General features: G+C 40.8%; 11 protein-coding genes. 1 reads left to right on the top strand and 10 read right to left on the bottom strand.

Annotated elements, in window-relative coordinates; all coding sequences use genetic code 11:
- Window positions 1–241 precede the first annotated feature (241 nt).
- Window positions 242–1,480 carry a poly-beta-1,6-N-acetyl-D-glucosamine N-deacetylase PgaB gene (gene pgaB, locus ACE01U_RS05355; protein WP_395578890.1) on the top strand — a complete coding sequence of 413 codons (1,239 nt, stop codon included), beginning with the start codon at window positions 242–244 and terminating at the stop codon, window positions 1,478–1,480.
- On the opposite strand, the gene pgaD is transcribed toward pgaB (ACE01U_RS05355), so the two are convergent.
- From pgaD to ACE01U_RS05305, 10 genes are all read right to left on the bottom strand, one after another.
- Entirely contained in the window at window positions 1,380–1,940 is a 561-nt protein-coding gene (gene pgaD / locus ACE01U_RS05350) for a poly-beta-1,6-N-acetyl-D-glucosamine biosynthesis protein PgaD (RefSeq protein WP_086208074.1), read from the bottom strand. The genes pgaB (ACE01U_RS05355) and pgaD overlap by 101 nt on opposite strands.
- Window positions 1,927–3,201: a poly-beta-1,6-N-acetyl-D-glucosamine synthase gene (gene pgaC / locus ACE01U_RS05345; protein WP_395578889.1), complete on the bottom strand. Its 1,275-nt coding sequence runs from the start codon at window positions 3,199–3,201 to the stop codon at window positions 1,927–1,929. Before pgaC ends, pgaD begins: the two co-directional genes overlap by 14 nt.
- On the bottom strand, window positions 3,201–5,036 hold the full coding sequence (gene pgaB, locus ACE01U_RS05340) for a poly-beta-1,6-N-acetyl-D-glucosamine N-deacetylase PgaB (RefSeq protein WP_395578888.1): 1,836 nt from the start codon (window positions 5,034–5,036) through the stop codon (window positions 3,201–3,203). The genes pgaC and pgaB (ACE01U_RS05340) overlap by 1 nt, the downstream gene beginning before the upstream one ends.
- Window positions 5,036–7,489, bottom strand: coding sequence for a poly-beta-1,6 N-acetyl-D-glucosamine export porin PgaA (pgaA, locus tag ACE01U_RS05335; protein WP_395578887.1), 2,454 nt, complete (start codon window positions 7,487–7,489; stop codon window positions 5,036–5,038). The genes pgaB (ACE01U_RS05340) and pgaA overlap by 1 nt, the downstream gene beginning before the upstream one ends.
- A gap of 213 nt (window positions 7,490–7,702) precedes the next feature.
- Window positions 7,703–8,593 (bottom strand): succinate--CoA ligase subunit alpha, encoded by an 891-nt coding sequence (sucD, locus tag ACE01U_RS05330; protein WP_086208078.1) that lies wholly within the window; start codon window positions 8,591–8,593, stop codon window positions 7,703–7,705.
- Between the two features lie 11 nt (window positions 8,594–8,604).
- Window positions 8,605–9,771, bottom strand: a complete 1,167-nt coding sequence (gene sucC / locus ACE01U_RS05325; protein WP_110974368.1) for an ADP-forming succinate--CoA ligase subunit beta — start codon at window positions 9,769–9,771, stop codon at window positions 8,605–8,607.
- Between the two features lie 176 nt (window positions 9,772–9,947).
- Window positions 9,948–11,384 carry a dihydrolipoyl dehydrogenase gene (gene lpdA, locus ACE01U_RS05320; RefSeq protein WP_086208080.1) on the bottom strand — a complete coding sequence of 479 codons (1,437 nt, stop codon included), beginning with the start codon at window positions 11,382–11,384 and terminating at the stop codon, window positions 9,948–9,950.
- Between the two features lie 58 nt (window positions 11,385–11,442).
- Window positions 11,443–12,657 carry a 2-oxoglutarate dehydrogenase complex dihydrolipoyllysine-residue succinyltransferase gene (gene odhB / locus ACE01U_RS05315; RefSeq protein ID WP_086208081.1) on the bottom strand — a complete coding sequence of 405 codons (1,215 nt, stop codon included), beginning with the start codon at window positions 12,655–12,657 and terminating at the stop codon, window positions 11,443–11,445.
- A gap of 16 nt (window positions 12,658–12,673) precedes the next feature.
- A complete protein-coding gene (locus ACE01U_RS05310; protein WP_086208254.1) occupies window positions 12,674–15,496 on the bottom strand; it encodes a 2-oxoglutarate dehydrogenase E1 component in 2,823 nt (940 codons plus the stop codon).
- An 803-nt stretch (window positions 15,497–16,299) separates the two neighbouring features.
- Window positions 16,300–17,010, bottom strand: a complete 711-nt coding sequence (locus tag ACE01U_RS05305; RefSeq protein WP_086208082.1) for a succinate dehydrogenase iron-sulfur subunit — start codon at window positions 17,008–17,010, stop codon at window positions 16,300–16,302.
- Window positions 17,011–17,023: the final 13 nt, after the last annotated feature.

Here is a 17,023-nt window from a genome sequence, read left to right as displayed (position 1 = left end):
AGGAAGAGGATTTATAAGAAGAATCCGCCTTCATTCTAAGCTTTTCAACAAGAGAGAAGTGACGTTCAACACTTATTTTATTGCCAATGAATGATCATTCTTTGACATTTACAAGACCTCTAATGCCTTGCGGTTTAATCTACCTACAAATTTAAGCTCACACAAGCATACATAAAAACGCCCCTCACGCTTGGCTTTTCGATTACAGTATTTATTCATACTCTGTTTTTCATGAAACACCATGGTTTATTTTTTAAAGCATAAAAAACTGAACATATTACTCACCTGTATAACCACACTGCCCCTGTTCGCATGTAATGTTATACATCAACCAACGCCTCCCGTTCTGATCAAAAACCACCCAATAGATACCATTGTTGCAGAGTATCAAGCACAAAATATTCAACTTTCTACCGCAACAAAAATTGATCAGATGCGCATTATGCATATTGATTTAGACTATGTTTTCGACCCCAATAAAAAACAGCAACAGCAAAATATTCAAACCTTGATTTCTCGCATTCAACAGATTCAGCCGAATACCATTTTTCTACAAGCTTTTGCCGACCCAGATGCTAATGGTTCAGCAGACCAAGTTTATTTTGAAAATAGACATATTCCAACGCGTGATAATTTATTCCCGCAAGTTTTGCGCGAAATTCGACAACAAACTCAGGTAAAGCAAGTCTATGCATGGCTTCCTCTCATAGCATGGGAATTTCCTCGACAAGACCAATTACAATATGTGGAAAATAGTCAAAAAGTGTCAAATGCTTATATTCGTATCAGCCCCTTTGACCCTAAGAATATGAAATTGGTTACTGAGATATTCAATGATTTTATAAGCAGAAATAAAGTCGACGGCATTTTGTACCATGACGACATAACCCTTAATGATCATGAAGATGTATCTATCGTAGCCGAAAAAATGTATGGAGCATGGGGATTTAAAGATCTATCTATACTCCATGATCCAAAGCACCCTGAACAGTTTAAATTTGCACAGTATAAAACTGCTTATTTGGACCAGTTTGCAGCGGGCTTAAGCCAAGTTTTAAGAAAACAGCAGCCGAATTTACTCACCGCTCGTAACATGTATGCACCAGTTGTGCTCAATCCAAAGAGCGAACAGTGGTTCAGTCAATCCCAAGCCAGTACCCTAGCCTATTATGACTATAATGCAATTATGGCGATGCCTTATATGGAGGATAGTCCGAATCATCGTCAATTTTACTTGGACCTGATTGCTCAGGCCAAAAAATACGACCCAAACTTGGATCGTACTATTTTTGAACTTCAAGCCATCAACTGGAAAAATAATCAGAAAATTTCCAGCTCTGAGCTCGCTGAAACCATGCAGTTACTTAAACAACACGGCGTTAAGCATTTTGGTTATTATCCAGATGATTTTGTACAACAACATCCACACGTAGCGGCTTTGAATCCAGTGTTTTCGCCTGATCATTTAGATCATAAGTAGTCAGTTCACCATCCTCACTGTAGTGTAAGGTAATGTTGTCTGCATATTGCAAACGTTTAATATCTGTCGTGCTGACACGAAAACTATGCGCAAGTTCAGATGGCATGACATTGCTCGGAAATAAGCGCTTCTCATTATTATGAAACCGATACCAATTATAACTCGCCCAAATAAACAGACACAGAATGAAAAACGTAATCAACCCTGTTAAATGAAACAGATTCAAGGGCTTCCGTGGCATTTCTGCCACAATCAATTGCTCATAAACTAAGCTTCCTTCAAATAACCAAAACAGAACTGTGAGTAATGGTAAAAACAACCACATCCACGTGATCCACCCAAGCGCCAACAGACTATAACCTGCTGTTTTATTTCGAACATATTCTGGTCGGTCTATATAGCTAGGGATGTCTAGTAAGTTTTCATCAGTAATTATTTTAAAGTTTTCAGTTTTTTGCATCTTTGGTCTCTCCTCTAAAACCACGGTCTGGACTCACCCATCGAGCACGCTTTTGCGTTTTCAATAAGGTTTTCGGTACAGAAACGACCGTTGTCATCATGGTTAACAGCCAAAAGAACAGTGGATACCAAATCACCCAAAAATAATTTCTCAAAATACGACCACGATCATATCGGTTATCAATCATCAAACTGACAAAGAACTGAATAAGGCAGGTAACCCCTAAAATTACCCCATACCACTGCGGGATAAAGGACTGAATCGCCCACTCACCAGGTAATGGAAAAAACAAACCGTAGAGATATAAAATAATGATACCGAACATCACATAGGCCCAGAGGATACTGATCATAGACTCAATCGCGACTGGCCACATACGGCGTAAACGCCAGTTAAACATTTGTTTGGTATAGGCCAATAAAACCTCTATTCCACCTTGCGCCCAACGTAAACGTTGCTTCCATAAGCCAATAAAGGTCTCTGGCATATAAATATAGCCGAGTGCATTTGGCACATAGTGCAGATCCCAATGGTCAAATTGCAAACGCCATGACACATCAATATCTTCAGTAATCATGTCGTCACGCCAGTATCCAATACGATCCAAAGCAGTTTTACGGAATCCGACCAATACCCCAGACACCGTAAATATCCGACCATAAGTCCGTTGTGAACGTTTAATGAGACCAATAATAGATGAGAACTCACCGACCTGAATTTTGCCTAAAATACTTGAACGGTTGATAATTCGAGGGTTCCCCGTCACAGCCCCCACACGTGGAAATCGTGTTAAATGGTGCATCATCCATAGCACAGCATGTGGGTGCAATAAAGCGTCACCATCTATACAAATCAGATATTCATGCTGACTGACCATAGCTCCCGCTTTTAGTGCATAAGCTTTTCCTTGGTTTTCAGCTAAATGCACCACACGTAAACGTGAGTAAGTTTGCTGTAACTCATCTAGAATTTCAGCGGTTTTATCGCTACTGCCATCATTAATCGCAATCACTTCAAAGTCAGGATATTGCGTTTGCATGGCGTATTTAATGGTTTCTCGAACTTGATCTTCTTCATTGAAACAAGGAATCAAAATACTACAGGCATGCTCACTTGGTTGTGGAACATCATTCTCCCGATATTCACGTTTTAAATAGAACCATATTCCGCCTGCAATCCATAGCCAAGCCATAAAGAGTGGATATAAAAATGCAAAACCAAAATAGTAGTCGCTAAATCTTAAATTAAATAACCATTGCATTATTTTTTCTCCAAAACTTTTTGAGTAAATGGATCGCGGTAATTCAATGGGCTGCTATTTAAACTCAGCTCAGGATAAAAATTTTGATGAATCACCTTCGCAAGATTAAAGCTGTAATTATTTACACCTACTTTTTGAATCGCTAAACTTCTCAGTTGTTGATAACTCTTTTTGAGCTGTTTTACCTGTTGGGTGCTAAGCGGAGTTGGGACATTAAAGCTCGCAATCAAATACTGCTGCTCTTTTTCATTCAAAGTTTTAAGTTGTTTAACAAAGGCATTAAATACCTCTGGTTGTTGGATAGGATCTAGCTCAACATAAAGAAAATCTGCATACTCTAAGGTATAGTCTAATAAAGGCTTTAAACCGTCTAACTGGGTTTGTTCTAAATTAACTTTCAGCGCTGTTTGGTAATTATTACTGATATTGGCATAGTACTTTGCCTGCTCCTTGGTTCGCTCTTTGATTTTAAAGACGCGATTTACTTGAGCTTCGCAATTAGGAGTCCATTTTTGCTGACCAATCGCGCAGTCTAGCATCGAACCCGTATCCAACATTAACCCTTCAATCGAGCTATTATTCTTTACCAAGTCAGCCGTCAACATCGCAAGGTCTACATTCTGTTCAGTTTCCAAGCTGATTGGGAGCTCGGCATAAACACGGTTAGCAATACGTGTCCGTGACTGCCATACCACACGATTCAGCATATCTTGCTGCATTTTCAACTGCCGATTGGGGAAATATGCAGCATCAATTTTTCCATCACCGTTGCTATCTGACACGGCTTTAAGAATCAAGGTATTGGTTTTTAAACCGTCGACACGATCCAATAACTGTCCGAGTTTCTGATTAAACTGCTCATTATCGACCGATTGCATTTCTGCTAAATCAAAACGCAAAAAACTCTTCCGCTGCTTATAAGGTGCTCGGACATAATTCAAAAACTCCAACATTTCCTGATTAATCATTTCAGGTGTTGGGTTATCCATAATCAAAGCACGTTGATATGTTTTTACCGAGTCTGCCAAGGGAGCAACACTACCTAAACTAAAAGACATCGGTAAACCTGCTTTAGCTGCCAATTCTTCACTTTCCGCAGTGACTGCACCATAAGGCCAGAAAATAGCGCGACTATTTATAGCCAGCTCACGATCTAATACCTGTTTTGATTTTTTTAAGTCGGCAACCACTCGACTGCGATATTCAGCCTCTGTTTCATAAGTTTTTTGTTTTTCAAAATATTGACGAGTAATGGCTGCTGGTTCCATATTTTGCTGTGGGTTCGCCAAAATGCCACGGTGTAAATTATCAGAGTGAGATACAAATTCAGCATAACCTGATGCAGCCATTTCACGCATTTGTGGCCATGTCATTAAGTTGCCTACACCGTATGCCTCATAGGCATCTTTGGTATTACCATTAATCCAGCTGGTTGGTATTGCAAATACTGCTGGCGTTTTATACTGCTTTAACAGTGGAAAAACCCGGTTATAACTACTCAATGCCCCATCATCAAAAGTTAATAGTAAAGCCTTGTTAGGTAATATTTTTTTTCCCTGCCTTGCCAGCCAAATATCTTCTAGACGAATCGGCTGCCACCCTTCACGCTGTATCCACTCTAGATACTGCGCCAGATTTTTGGTGCTAATCGCGTACACATCACGATCACCACTTTTTGCAACATCATCCCGTACATCATGAAAAGTTAAAGTCACAAACTGATTATCTTGTAATTTAATTTGTTTAGGTTTTTGCAATTCTGCATATGAAAGGTTTGGAACAAAGAGTGTTCCCGTTAAACTCATTGCGATTAATATATTGATGAATTTTTTCATTAGAAGCGCCCCTCAAAGCCAATCACCCCATAAGTACGTTTCTCAGAATCACCATCATAAGGATGGATTCCCCAACCTATGCCGTAATTGAGCTTCCATGTTCTCGACAGTTGCCAATCATGTTGGTAATAAATGTTATAAATTGCTTCTGCCGAATAGTCTTTTTGCTTATACGTCCCTACACTTGCTTCAAAGTGCTGACTAAAATGGCGATCATAATGACGCCATGTCATCCACTCATGCTCTAAGCCGACTTCTAAACTGTAATTCGACTCAGGATTAAAATAATCCACGCGGACATCATCATTTTGACCGTAATAGCCCCGTAAAATGGCTTGCGTAATATGATGTGGTGCTTGATAAATCTGTTGCCTAAAATAGGCAGCCACTTCTTGGCGCGTATTGTTATCATCAATATCCGTCAGTTGATAAGTTGCCCCTGCCTTACGAGACTCATTCTGCTGCCAGTCAAAACCCAAGCTGTAAGACTGTCCTTCATCACCATTGCGTATAGCTTGCAAGGGAATATCGGCTTGGCTGTTATAAGCCAAATGATAGTTCCAATGATCATTCAACCACTGTGACCATTGTAGTTCAGCACCTAGACGATCTCCGTTTGTAGTCTGCGATAATGCAATACTTGCTGATTTTCGTTTTGATGCCCATTCAAGTCCAAGTCCAATCCGATTATCTTTCACCTTGCCGTCATCAAACTCAGACCAACGATAGTCCTGCATAGCATAAGCACGATAGTTATCATAAAACCAAGGGCTATTCAGACGCGTTTGATGCTCGCGCTCACGCGAACCTTTTAACTGCCCAAGTAAGTCACGACTGTCAGATTTGCTTTTTGAAAGCATACTTTGGTGCTGAATAGTTGGTCGATTACGGTCATTCAACTCTTTCTGGCTAAGTCGAACCCCTGTATCTAAAGGTGAGCGTTGCATTAAATCTGCATTCTGAGCACGCCAAGCCTGAATATTTCCAAGAGCTTGATTATTTTGCATATGGTTAATACGCGTTGCCTGATCAATCGGCTCTACCCCTTGTAGTTGGGATAAGTTACTTTCAGATAGTTTTGGTTTTTCTCGCCAACGCTGAATTAAAGCAAGATTGTTTTGATAACTCACATTATTAGGTGCTTGTGCCACCAACTGCTCAAAATAATGTTCAGCTTTGGCATGTTCATTACGATAGGCATAGTTCAGACCTTTTAAACCCAAATATTCAAAACGGTCATCGTGTGTTGTTCTATTTACACCTTTTGCATTGCTGTATTTAAAAGTCGGTAATAAATGATCCATCTGAACAATCAACTGATCAGCTTGCTTAAACTTTTCTTGTTCAATCAGAGAATAATACAAACCTGCATAGACGTCGTAATTAGGATAATTTTTTTCTAATAGTAAACTGCGATAATACACTTCCGCTTGCTTAGGCTGACGCAATCTCAAATAACTGTCTGCCGCAGCATGACGTACATAAGCAGGCATATCCGCAATTGGCAAATTCACTTTTTTTAATTCAGCTAAAACCTCATGAGATGCTTGTCGTGCATTTAAAGCATAGCTGTAGTCATAATAAAACTTGCGACGAAGCGCCTGATCTTCGGGTAACTCAGTTTTATAACGCTGCATTGCCGCAATCACTTGATCAAGCTTGTTATAGGCTTGCATACCTTGATCACGATAGGTCAACATACGCTGGGACTGAATTGCATTTTGGATACGTTGAGAAAACTCATTAAGCTTTACACTATGACGCAAGTTTGGACGTAATTCATTTAAACCATGACTTTGAATATATTCCTCAGCTTCAACATAAGCACTATTCACCATCAGGGCTAAAACATATTGCTCTTGTAGATCAGGATTGACCTGTTGGTTCAGTGCTGCCTCTGAGCTTTCCAATGCTTCAATCGGCATACTCAGAACGCGGTAGGCATATGACATTTGTGCTAAATAGTCAGGGCTGAGTTGTTCTGTTTTGACTTGTGCCAGTAATTTTTTTGCTTGAACCGTTTGTCCAGCCTCTGCATTTAATACAACTTGCCACACTAACCATTGCTGTTGTTTACTCTGTTGGTAAAACATTTCAGCCCAGTTTGCAGCGGTATTGAACTGTCTTAAATCGCGCTGAGCCTTCACAACACTTAACCATGCATATTCAGGAAAACGTTGAACACTAATATCTTGTAAATGGGCTAGATCTGATGCAGTTACTTTCTGATGCGCATAGGCACTGACCATATAATCTGCAATGAGCTTTTGATTTTGTGGTTGTTGTGCCAATAAAGCCCTTAACCGTTCGAGACCTTGATCAACTTGACCTGATCGAATCAAAACAACACTCTCTTCTCGGAGTTGATCAATGTTATCTGCTGCTTGCAAAAGTGTTACAGGGCAAGTGCTAGCTAAAATACAAATCATCCATATTGGCTTTTTATAATTCATATACTTTTCACACTATGTAAATAAAGATCACCACATAATTAAATTATGTGACTTCAATCACATTGTATTTTCGTAGTAAGTGAAATCCAACCAATTTTCGTCATGAAAAATGTAAGAAAAACGGAGATTTTTTACGGGACTCTATTAGATATGTCTATGAAATAATAAAAAAATCCCCAATTTTGGGGATTCTCTAAAGCTTTAAGTCTGTGCTTAAGCCAAACCTTTCTCTTTAAGTACTTGTAACATTGTAGAGCCTAATTCTGCGGGACTACGCGTGTAAGCCATTCCTGCTTTTTCAAATGCCGCGAATTTTTCTTCAGCAGTCCCTTTACCACCCGAAATAATTGCTCCAGCATGTCCCATACGTTTGCCCTTCGGCGCTGTTACACCTGCGATATAACCAACGACAGGTTTAGTCACATGAGACTGAATATATTCAGCTGCCTCTTCTTCAGCAGTACCACCAATCTCACCAATCATGATAATCGCTTCAGTTTGCGGATCGTCTTGGAACAGTTTCAAACAATCAATTTGGTTCATCCCTGGAATTGGATCACCACCAATACCGATACAAGTTGATTGCCCTAAACCCAGTTTGGTCGTTTGTGCAACCGCTTCATAGGTCAAGGTACCAGAACGTGAGATAATCCCAATTTTACCGGGTTGGTGAATATGACCTGGCATAATCCCGATTTTACATTCACCTGGTGTGATAATGCCTGGACAGTTTGGACCAATCAAACGCGTACCATTACCATTGGTTTCAAGATAACGCTTAGCTTTGAGCATATCTAAAGTTGGCACACCTTCGGTAATCACCACAATCAGTCCAACACCTGAGTCCACTGCTTCAATAATTGAATCCAAGACAAACGGAGCTGGGACATAAATCACAGTTGCATCTGCACCTGTACCAGCAACTGCATCTTTCATCGTGTTAAATACAGGTAAATCAAGGTGCGTTGTGCCACCTTTACCAGGTGTTACGCCACCAACGACTTTTGTTCCATAATCCAGCGCTTGTGCTGAGTGAAAAGTACCATTTTTACCTGTAAAACCTTGTACCAATACTTTGGTGTCTTTATTAATTAATACGCTCATATTGATACTCCTTACGCTTTTACTGCAGCAACGATTTTTTCTGCGGCATCTGACAAACCATTTGCAGAAATAAGTTTTAAACCTGATTCATCAAGTAATTTGGCACCCAATTCAGCATTGTTCCCTTCTAAACGAACAACCACAGGCACAGTTACATTTACTTCTTGAACCGCTGCAATAATCGCTTCAGCAATCATGTCACAACGTACAATTCCACCAAAGATATTAATCAACACCCCTTGCACAGAGGTATCTGCCAAAATAATTTTAAACGCTTCAATTACACGGTCTTTGGTTGCACCACCACCCACATCTAGGAAGTTCGCAGGTTGCCCCCCGTAAAGTTTAATAATGTCCATAGTGGCCATAGCAAGGCCTGCACCATTGACCATACACCCAATGTTGCCTTCAAGTGCAACGTAGTTCAGGTCAAATTCAGATGCTTTTAACTCGCGTTCATTTTCCTGCGATTTATCTCGTAGCGCCGCAATTTCAGGCAAACGATATAAAGCATTTGAGTCAATCCCAACTTTGGCATCTACACATAAAATATCGCCATTTTCACGTACTGAAAGTGGGTTAATTTCAAAAAGAGCAAAGTCATTTTCAATGAAGGCTTGATATGCCGCAGACATCACTTTGACGAATTGATTTACTTGTCCATCCTTCAAATTCAACTTAAATGCAACTTCACGTGCTTGGAAAGGCTGTAAGCCAACCAAAGGATCAACTTCTACTTTGATAATTTTTTCTGGGGTTTCTTCTGCAACTTTTTCAATTTCAACACCACCTTCAGTCGATGCCATGAAAGTCACACGACGGCTTGAGCGGTCAACCACAGCGCCTAAATACAGTTCACGCTCTACAGGATAAACATCTTCCGCGACAAGCACACTGTTGACAGGTTGACCATGGCTATCTGTTTGATAGGTAACGAGGTTGGTCCCGATGATGCTCTTTGCATATTCTGCAGCTTCTGTTGCTGACTTAACAACTTTTACACCACCTGCCTTACCACGGCCGCCTGCATGCACTTGTGCCTTCATTACAGCAAACTTGCCGCCCATTTGTTCAAAGGCTTGAACTGCTTCTTGTGGAGTGGTTGCAAGTACGCCTTCTTGGACTGGCATACCATACTTTTTCAATAGCGCTTTAGCTTGATATTCATGTAAATTCATCGACTAACCTTTTTATTACTACTTATTTACTTTTTGTTGCACCGAAGCTGTTTACTATCACAGTAAACATTTTGGATTTTTTAAAAAACTTCTTCTCTTTATTTTTAGATGATTCTGCAAAATAAGACAACCACCTGAAACAAAAAAGAGCGACCGTAGTCGCTCTTTTTTTTATCTTATTTGCGTTTACGCTGAATTGCGTGAATCGCTCGACCATCCACTGCTAGTGCAGCTTCATGAACCACTTCTGAATAAGTAGGATGACCAAAAGTCATCAATTGTAAATCTTCAACAGAAGATACAAACTCAAGTGCAATCATACCTTGGTGAACAATATCAGAAGCACCTGGGCCAATGATATGCATACCTAATAGACGGTCAGTTTTTGCATCTGCAACAAACTTCACAAAACCAGCAGATTCATTCGCAGCTAAAGCACGACCATTTACAGCAAATGGGAATTGTCCAGTTTTAACTTCATGACCTTTTTCTTTGGCTTGTTCTTCAGTCAAACCAACCCACGCCGCTTCAGGGTGAGTATAAATCACAGAAATGATGGTGTCATAGTTTACTTGAGCAGCATGACCATGCATACGCTCAACCGCCATTACACCCTCTTCCATTGCTTTATGCGCAAGCATTGGACCACGGACTAAGTCACCAATTGCATATACGCCGTCAACAGACGTTGCACACCAATCGTTTACTTCAACTAGACCACGCTCAGTCAACTTAATACCTGAGTCTTCAGCCAATAAACCTTCAGCATAAGCTTTACGACCTACACAAACGATTAACTTATCGAAAGTTTCAGTTTTGTCTTCACCCGCTTGGTTGTATTGAACAGTCACTTCACGACCGTTGATTTCAGTACCAGCAACTTTTGCACCGATACGGATATCTAAACCTTGTTTAGTCAAAAGCTTTTGGTAGTCTTTTGCCAACGCTTTATCAGCCATTGGTAAGAATGCATCCATTGCTTCAAATACAACAACTTCAGAACCTAGGCGACGCCATACTGAACCAAGTTCAAGGCCAATAACACCTGCCCCAATGACACCAAGACGTTTAGGAACTTCTTGGAATTCTAATGCGCCCGTTGAATCTACGATAAGATCTTCATCAACTTTAGCCACTGGAATATTTACAGGAACTGAACCCGTTGCCAAAATGACAAATTTAGGTTCCAAAACTTGTACTTCACCGCCATCTAATGGAGCGAATTCAACTTTTTTACCTGCAAGTAATTTACCAGTACCTTGCAACCATTCAATACCATTACCTTTCAGTAATTGAGCAACGCCACCTGTCAAGTTATCTACAACTTTATCTTTACGCGCTAAAAGTTTAGCAAGGTCAAGTTGTACATTCTCAACTGTGATGCCATGAACGTCTAAGCCATGAAGTGTATCTTCATAATGATGTGAAGAATCAAGCAATGCTTTAGAAGGGATACAACCCACATTTAAGCAAGTACCACCTAAAGATGGTTTACCTTTGTGTACACGTTTTTCGATACACGCAACTTTGAAACCAAGCTGCGCAGCACGAATCGCTGCTTCATAACCGCCAGGGCCGCCGCCAATTACAACAAGATCAAATTGTTGAGACATGTTTATCTCCAAAAATGGGCTTAGAGGATCGCCCTAAGCCCATGTTTTATTCTTTAGATTAAAGGTCAAGGATCAATTTAGCTGGTTCTTCTAACAATTCTTTAATTGTTACAAGGAAGCCTACCGCTTCTTTACCATCAATTAGACGGTGGTCATAAGAAAGCGCTAAATACATCATCGGTAAGATTTCTACTTGACCATTGACAGCCATTGGACGCTCTTGGATTTTATGCATACCCAAAATCGCTGTTTGAGGCGTATTTAAGATCGGAGTAGATAATAATGAACCGAATGTACCACCATTGGTAATCGTGAACGTACCGCCAGTCATGTCTTCGATACCCAATTTGCCATCACGCGCTTTATAAGCGTAATCACGGATACCATTTTCAACTTCAGCATAGTTCATACGGTCTGTATCACGAAGCACAGGTACAACTAGACCACGCTCAGAAGATACTGCTACACCGATGTCATAGTAACCATGGTAAACAATGTCATCACCATCAATTGAAGCATTAACCGCTGGATAACGTTTAAGTGCTTCAGTTGCTGCTTTAACAAAGAAAGACATAAAGCCAAGACGAGCACCATGACGCTTTTCAAACGCATCTTTATATTGTGCACGCATTTCCATGATTGGCTTCATGTTCACTTCGTTAAACGTAGTCAACATTGCAGTTTCTTGAGTTGCAGCAAGCAGACGCTCAGCAACACGCTTACGAAGACGTGTCATCGGAACACGCTTCTCAACACGCTCACCCACAGCAACACTTAAAGGCGCTGCAGCTGGAGCTGCTGGTTTAGTTTGATGATTTGCTACATCTTCTTTCGTGATACGACCACCACGGCCTGTACCTGCAACATCTGCTGCTGGAATACCAGACTCAGTCAATGCTTTACGTACTGCTGGTGCTTGATCAGCAACTTGAGCACGTTCAACAACAGGCGCAGCACCTGCTTGAGTTTGTGCAGCAGCAACTTCCACTTTCGCTTCAGACTGAACAGCTTCAGTTTGTGCCGCGCCAGATACAGCACCTTCTTCAAACTCTGCAATCACTTCGTTTGAAAGAACAGTGTCACCTTCAGCTTTAATGATGGATGCAATTGTACCGTCAGCAGGAGCAACAACTTCTAAAACAACTTTGTCAGTTTCAATATCACAAATCACTTCGTCACGTGATACTGCTTCACCTGGTTGTTTGTGCCAAGTTGCAATTGTTCCGTCAGCAACTGACTCTGGGAATACCGGTGCTTTAATTTCGGTTGCCATTACTAAGAATCTCCTGTTATTCAGCTACGATCGCTAAAGCGTCATTTACGAGCTGAGCTTGTTGTTTTGCATGCAAATATGGTGAACCACAAGCCGGTGCAGCAGAAGCTTCACGACCTGCATAACTGATACGTACTGGTTTCGCAGATTTCATTACATCATCATATAGACGCGGTGCAATGAATAACCAAGCGCCCTGGTTCTTCGGCTCTTCTTGGGTCCAAACAATATCTTTCACATTTGGATATTGAGCAAGAACTTCAGCAATACGTTGTTCAGGGTATGGATACAATTGTTCAATACGAACGATTGCAGTGTTATTCAACTCTTGCTCACGACGTTTCTCAAGCAAGTCGTAGTAAACCTTACCACCACAAAGCACTAAACGTGTTACGTCTGCTTTGTTGATGTTGTCGATTTCATCAATCACTGTTTGGAATGTACCATTTGCAAGTTCACTTAAAGTAGACGTTGCAAGCTTGTGACGAAGCAAAGACTTCGGTGACATGATGATCATTGGCTTACGAATTGGGCGAATCGCTTGACGACGTAAAGCATGGAAAATCTGTGCAGGTGTAGTCGGTGTCATCACTTGCATGTTGTCTTCAGCACATAGCTGTAAGAAACGCTCTAAACGTGCAGATGAGTGCTCTGGCCCTTGACCTTCAAAACCATGAGGAAGAAGTAGCGTTAAACCACATACACGCTCCCACTTGGTTTCACCTGATGCGATGAACTGATCAATTACAACCTGTGCACAGTTTGCGAAGTCACCAAATTGTGCTTCCCAAATCACCAAGCTCTTAGGCAGAGTCGTTGCATAACCATACTCAAAACCTAACACCGCCATTTCAGACAATAATGAGTCATAAATCGCTGTACGTGGTTGGTTTTCTTTGATATGGCAAAGCGGAATATAAGTCGAACCATCAACTTGGTTATGCAGTTTTGCATGACGGTGTGAGAAAGTACCACGACCTACGTCTTCACCAGTCAAACGAACCAAATAGCCATCATCTAAAATAGATGCATAAGCCAAAGTTTCCGCAGCACCCCAGTTCAATGGCATTTCACCAGTTTGCATTTTTAAGCGATCATCAATCACTTTTGCAACCTGACGCTGCATCACGAAACCTTCTGGAAGCTCGCGCATTTTGCGACCCAGTTCTTTTAGACGGTCTTCAGAACATGTGGTATCCCATACGTCTGTATAGTCATGTCCTAAGTACGGTGCCCAATCTACAAACATTTTTGTATTTGGCTCAAGTACCAACGCATTGGCAACATGCTTACCTGCTTCTAGATCAGAACGATAGTCTTCTACCATTTGATCTGCTTTAGCACGGTCCAATATGCTTTCTTGAACCAATTGATCTGCATACAATGCACGGGTTGTCGTTTTCTTGTTAATGACTTGATACATCATTGGCTGAGTTGCAGCTGGCTCATCCGCTTCGTTGTGACCACGACGACGGTAACAGAACATGTCAATGACAACGTCTTTACGGAAAGTATGACGGAAGTCATGTGCCAATTGCGCAACAAACAATACTGATTCAGGATCATCACCGTTCACATGGAAGATCGGTGCTTGGATCATTTTCGCGATGTCCGTACAGTATTCTGTAGAACGTGCATCACGTGGGTCAGATGTTGTGAAACCAACTTGGTTATTCACCACAATGTGAACCGTACCACCCACTGTATAGCCACGTGTTTGTGACATTTGGAAGGTTTCTTGGTTCACACCTTGACCTGCAAATGCAGCATCACCGTGAACAATGACTGGCAATACATCATCGCCACCAATGTCTTTACGACGAACTTGACGTGCACGTACTGAACCTTCAACCACAGGGCCAACGATTTCTAAGTGCGATGGGTTAAACGCCAATGCCAAGTGAACTTCGCCGCCTGGAGTCATTACGTTTGAAGAGAAACCTTGGTGGTACTTCACATCACCAGAACCCTTTTTATGTAAGCTCTTACCTTCGAACTCACCAAATAGGTCTGCTGGGTTTTTACCCATGATGTTTACAAGAAGGTTCAAACGACCACGGTGTGGCATACCAATGACTACTTCTTTACAACCTACAGAACCTGCACGCTGAATCAAAGCATCAACCATTGGAATAAAAGATTCACCACCTTCCACGCCGAAACGTTTTGCGCCGACATATTTATTACCAAGGAATTTTTCAAGGCCTTCAGCAGCAGTCAAACGTTCTAATACGTGTTTTTTCTGATCTGCTGTAAAATTGAATTGACCACGTGCACCTTCAAGACGTTGTTGAATCCAACGTTTTTCTTTGGTATCAACAATGTGCATGTATTCTGCACCAATCGAAGCACAATACGTCGCTTCCATGGCTTGAACCATTTCACCTAAAGTTGCTTCGTCTTTACCAATCAAAAGATTACCTGTATTGAATACAGTATCAAAATCAGATTGGGTTAAGCCGTGTGCCGCAAGGTCAAGATCAGGTACGATTTCACGTTTTGCTAAACCTAAAGGATCAAGCTTTGCTTTTTGATGACCACGGTTACGATACGCTGCGATCAGTTGTAGTACGCCAATTTGACGACGTTCATGTTCTGTACTAACAGAACTTTGTACCACTGCTTGAACACGACTTGAATTACGACCTAGTAATAAGAATTGCTCACGTACATTGCTGTGTGGTTGATCACCTTTCGGGTATTTATCGAAGTATGCACGCCAGTCAGCTTCTACTGAGTCTGGTGCAGCCAAGTACTGCTCATAAAGTTCTTCAATATACGCTGCACTATCAGCGGAAAGTTCAGTGTCAAGACGCAATGCGTCAGCAACTTCTTGCATTTGTGGACCCATTTCCTATTGCAAAAACATTTCAGGATGCTTTTTAAGCAACCCCATGATTATTAATGTCAAATTGGTAACATGACATTAGTCCCCATAAGGCGTATGCCATGAGGCGTTATCACTACATTAGAATTACCCAATGTGACAATGAATCATAACGCCCTCAGCGGCATCATCACTCATTCATACCCGGCCAAAACCGAGCAATTTTTTGCAAATCGACTTAGAAAAAATAAAGCCTTACATTATTTTTTCTAAAGCGACTAATCCACTCATTTATACGCGTTCTGGTCCAGCTTAAATGTTGAATTAATGTACATATTTAACACACATTTTTTAAATATAAACGTGCAAAAATTTTAGCATACTCCCTATATTTCAATTGATTTTTTTGACATATACCTTTCATAAATTGGCGAAATACACATATCAAAATTTCATCTAATATATGGTGCTTTAAATAAAAATGAGTTTCAACGTAGACCAAAGTCTACTCTAAAAAACACATACGAAAAGAGAGCACCATCTTTCAATATGCCCTCTCATTTACAAGCCCCATCTTAACACCTTCATAACTTTTTTGCAGACTCATCCTTGCACTTATTTATGACATTTGTTTTAAATCACTGTGCTTTTCACTGATCTGGTGCATTTCCAGTAAAAGTCGCACACTACAAACAAAAATAATGCCAACTTCGGTCTTTTCATAAAAATTTAACGCAATAGAAAAATTTTTAACCAAAAATAAAAAAGCACACCTCATGGGTGTGCTTTTTTTAACCAATATATCAATCTAAAGATTAACCAGCAGCATCTAAAAGCATGTTACGGATGTGACCGATTGCTTTCGTTGGGTTCAAACCTTTAGGACATACTGATACACAGTTCATAATACCTTTACAACGGAAGAGCGAGAACGGGTCGTCAAGACGAGCCAAACGCTCTTGAGTTGCTGTATCACGAGAGTCGATGATGAAACGGTATGCATTCAACAACGCTGAAGGACCCAAGAACTTGTCTGGGTTCCACCAGAATGATGGACATGATGTTGAACAGCATGCACAAAGAATACATTCATATAAACCATCTAAGTGTTCACGATCTTCAGGAGACTGTAAACGCTCTTTCGGTGGCGCAGGTTGGTTGTTGATCAAGAATGGGTGAATTTTGTTGTACTGATCGTAGAACTGATTCATATCCACAACTAAATCTTTAACTACTGGCAACCCAGGTAAAGGACGAACTGTAATCACTTCTGGTAAATCGTTTAGGTTCCAAAGGCACGCTAAACCATTTTTACCATTGATGTTCACACCATCCGAACCACAAATACCTTCACGGCATGAACGACGGAATGTTAATGATTCATCTTGAACTTTTAATGCAAGAAGTGCATCAAGCAACATACGGTGCTTATCAGTCAACTCTAGCTTAAACGTTTGCATGTACGGTGCTTTATCCTTATCAGGATCGTAGCGGTAGATATTAAATGTACGAGTACCTCTACTCATCTTACTTCTCCCA

This window comes from Acinetobacter halobius, from assembly GCF_044130335.1.
Taxonomy (GTDB): domain Bacteria; phylum Pseudomonadota; class Gammaproteobacteria; order Pseudomonadales; family Moraxellaceae; genus Acinetobacter.
The sequence above is the reverse complement of the archived record's forward strand: the minus strand, read 5'-3'. Positions and strand labels throughout refer to the sequence as shown.

Excerpts from the sequence above, each read along its gene's own strand:
- pgaB (WP_395578890.1), top strand. The coding sequence starts at position 242 with ATGGTTTATTTTTTAAAGCATAAAAAACTGAACATATTACTCACCTGT.
- pgaD (WP_086208074.1), bottom strand. The coding sequence starts at position 1,940 with ATGCAAAAAACTGAAAACTTTAAAATAATTACTGATGAAAACTTACTA.
- pgaC (WP_395578889.1), bottom strand. The coding sequence starts at position 3,201 with ATGCAATGGTTATTTAATTTAAGATTTAGCGACTACTATTTTGGTTTT.
- pgaB (WP_395578888.1), bottom strand. The coding sequence starts at position 5,036 with ATGAAAAAATTCATCAATATATTAATCGCAATGAGTTTAACGGGAACA.
- pgaA (WP_395578887.1), bottom strand. The coding sequence starts at position 7,489 with ATGAATTATAAAAAGCCAATATGGATGATTTGTATTTTAGCTAGCACT.
- sucD (WP_086208078.1), bottom strand. The coding sequence starts at position 8,593 with ATGAGCGTATTAATTAATAAAGACACCAAAGTATTGGTACAAGGTTTT.
- sucC (WP_110974368.1), bottom strand. The coding sequence starts at position 9,771 with ATGAATTTACATGAATATCAAGCTAAAGCGCTATTGAAAAAGTATGGT.
- lpdA (WP_086208080.1), bottom strand. The coding sequence starts at position 11,384 with ATGTCTCAACAATTTGATCTTGTTGTAATTGGCGGCGGCCCTGGCGGT.
- odhB (WP_086208081.1), bottom strand. The coding sequence starts at position 12,657 with ATGGCAACCGAAATTAAAGCACCGGTATTCCCAGAGTCAGTTGCTGAC.
- ACE01U_RS05310 (WP_086208254.1), bottom strand. The coding sequence starts at position 15,496 with ATGCAAGAAGTTGCTGACGCATTGCGTCTTGACACTGAACTTTCCGCT.
- ACE01U_RS05305 (WP_086208082.1), bottom strand. The coding sequence starts at position 17,010 with ATGAGTAGAGGTACTCGTACATTTAATATCTACCGCTACGATCCTGAT.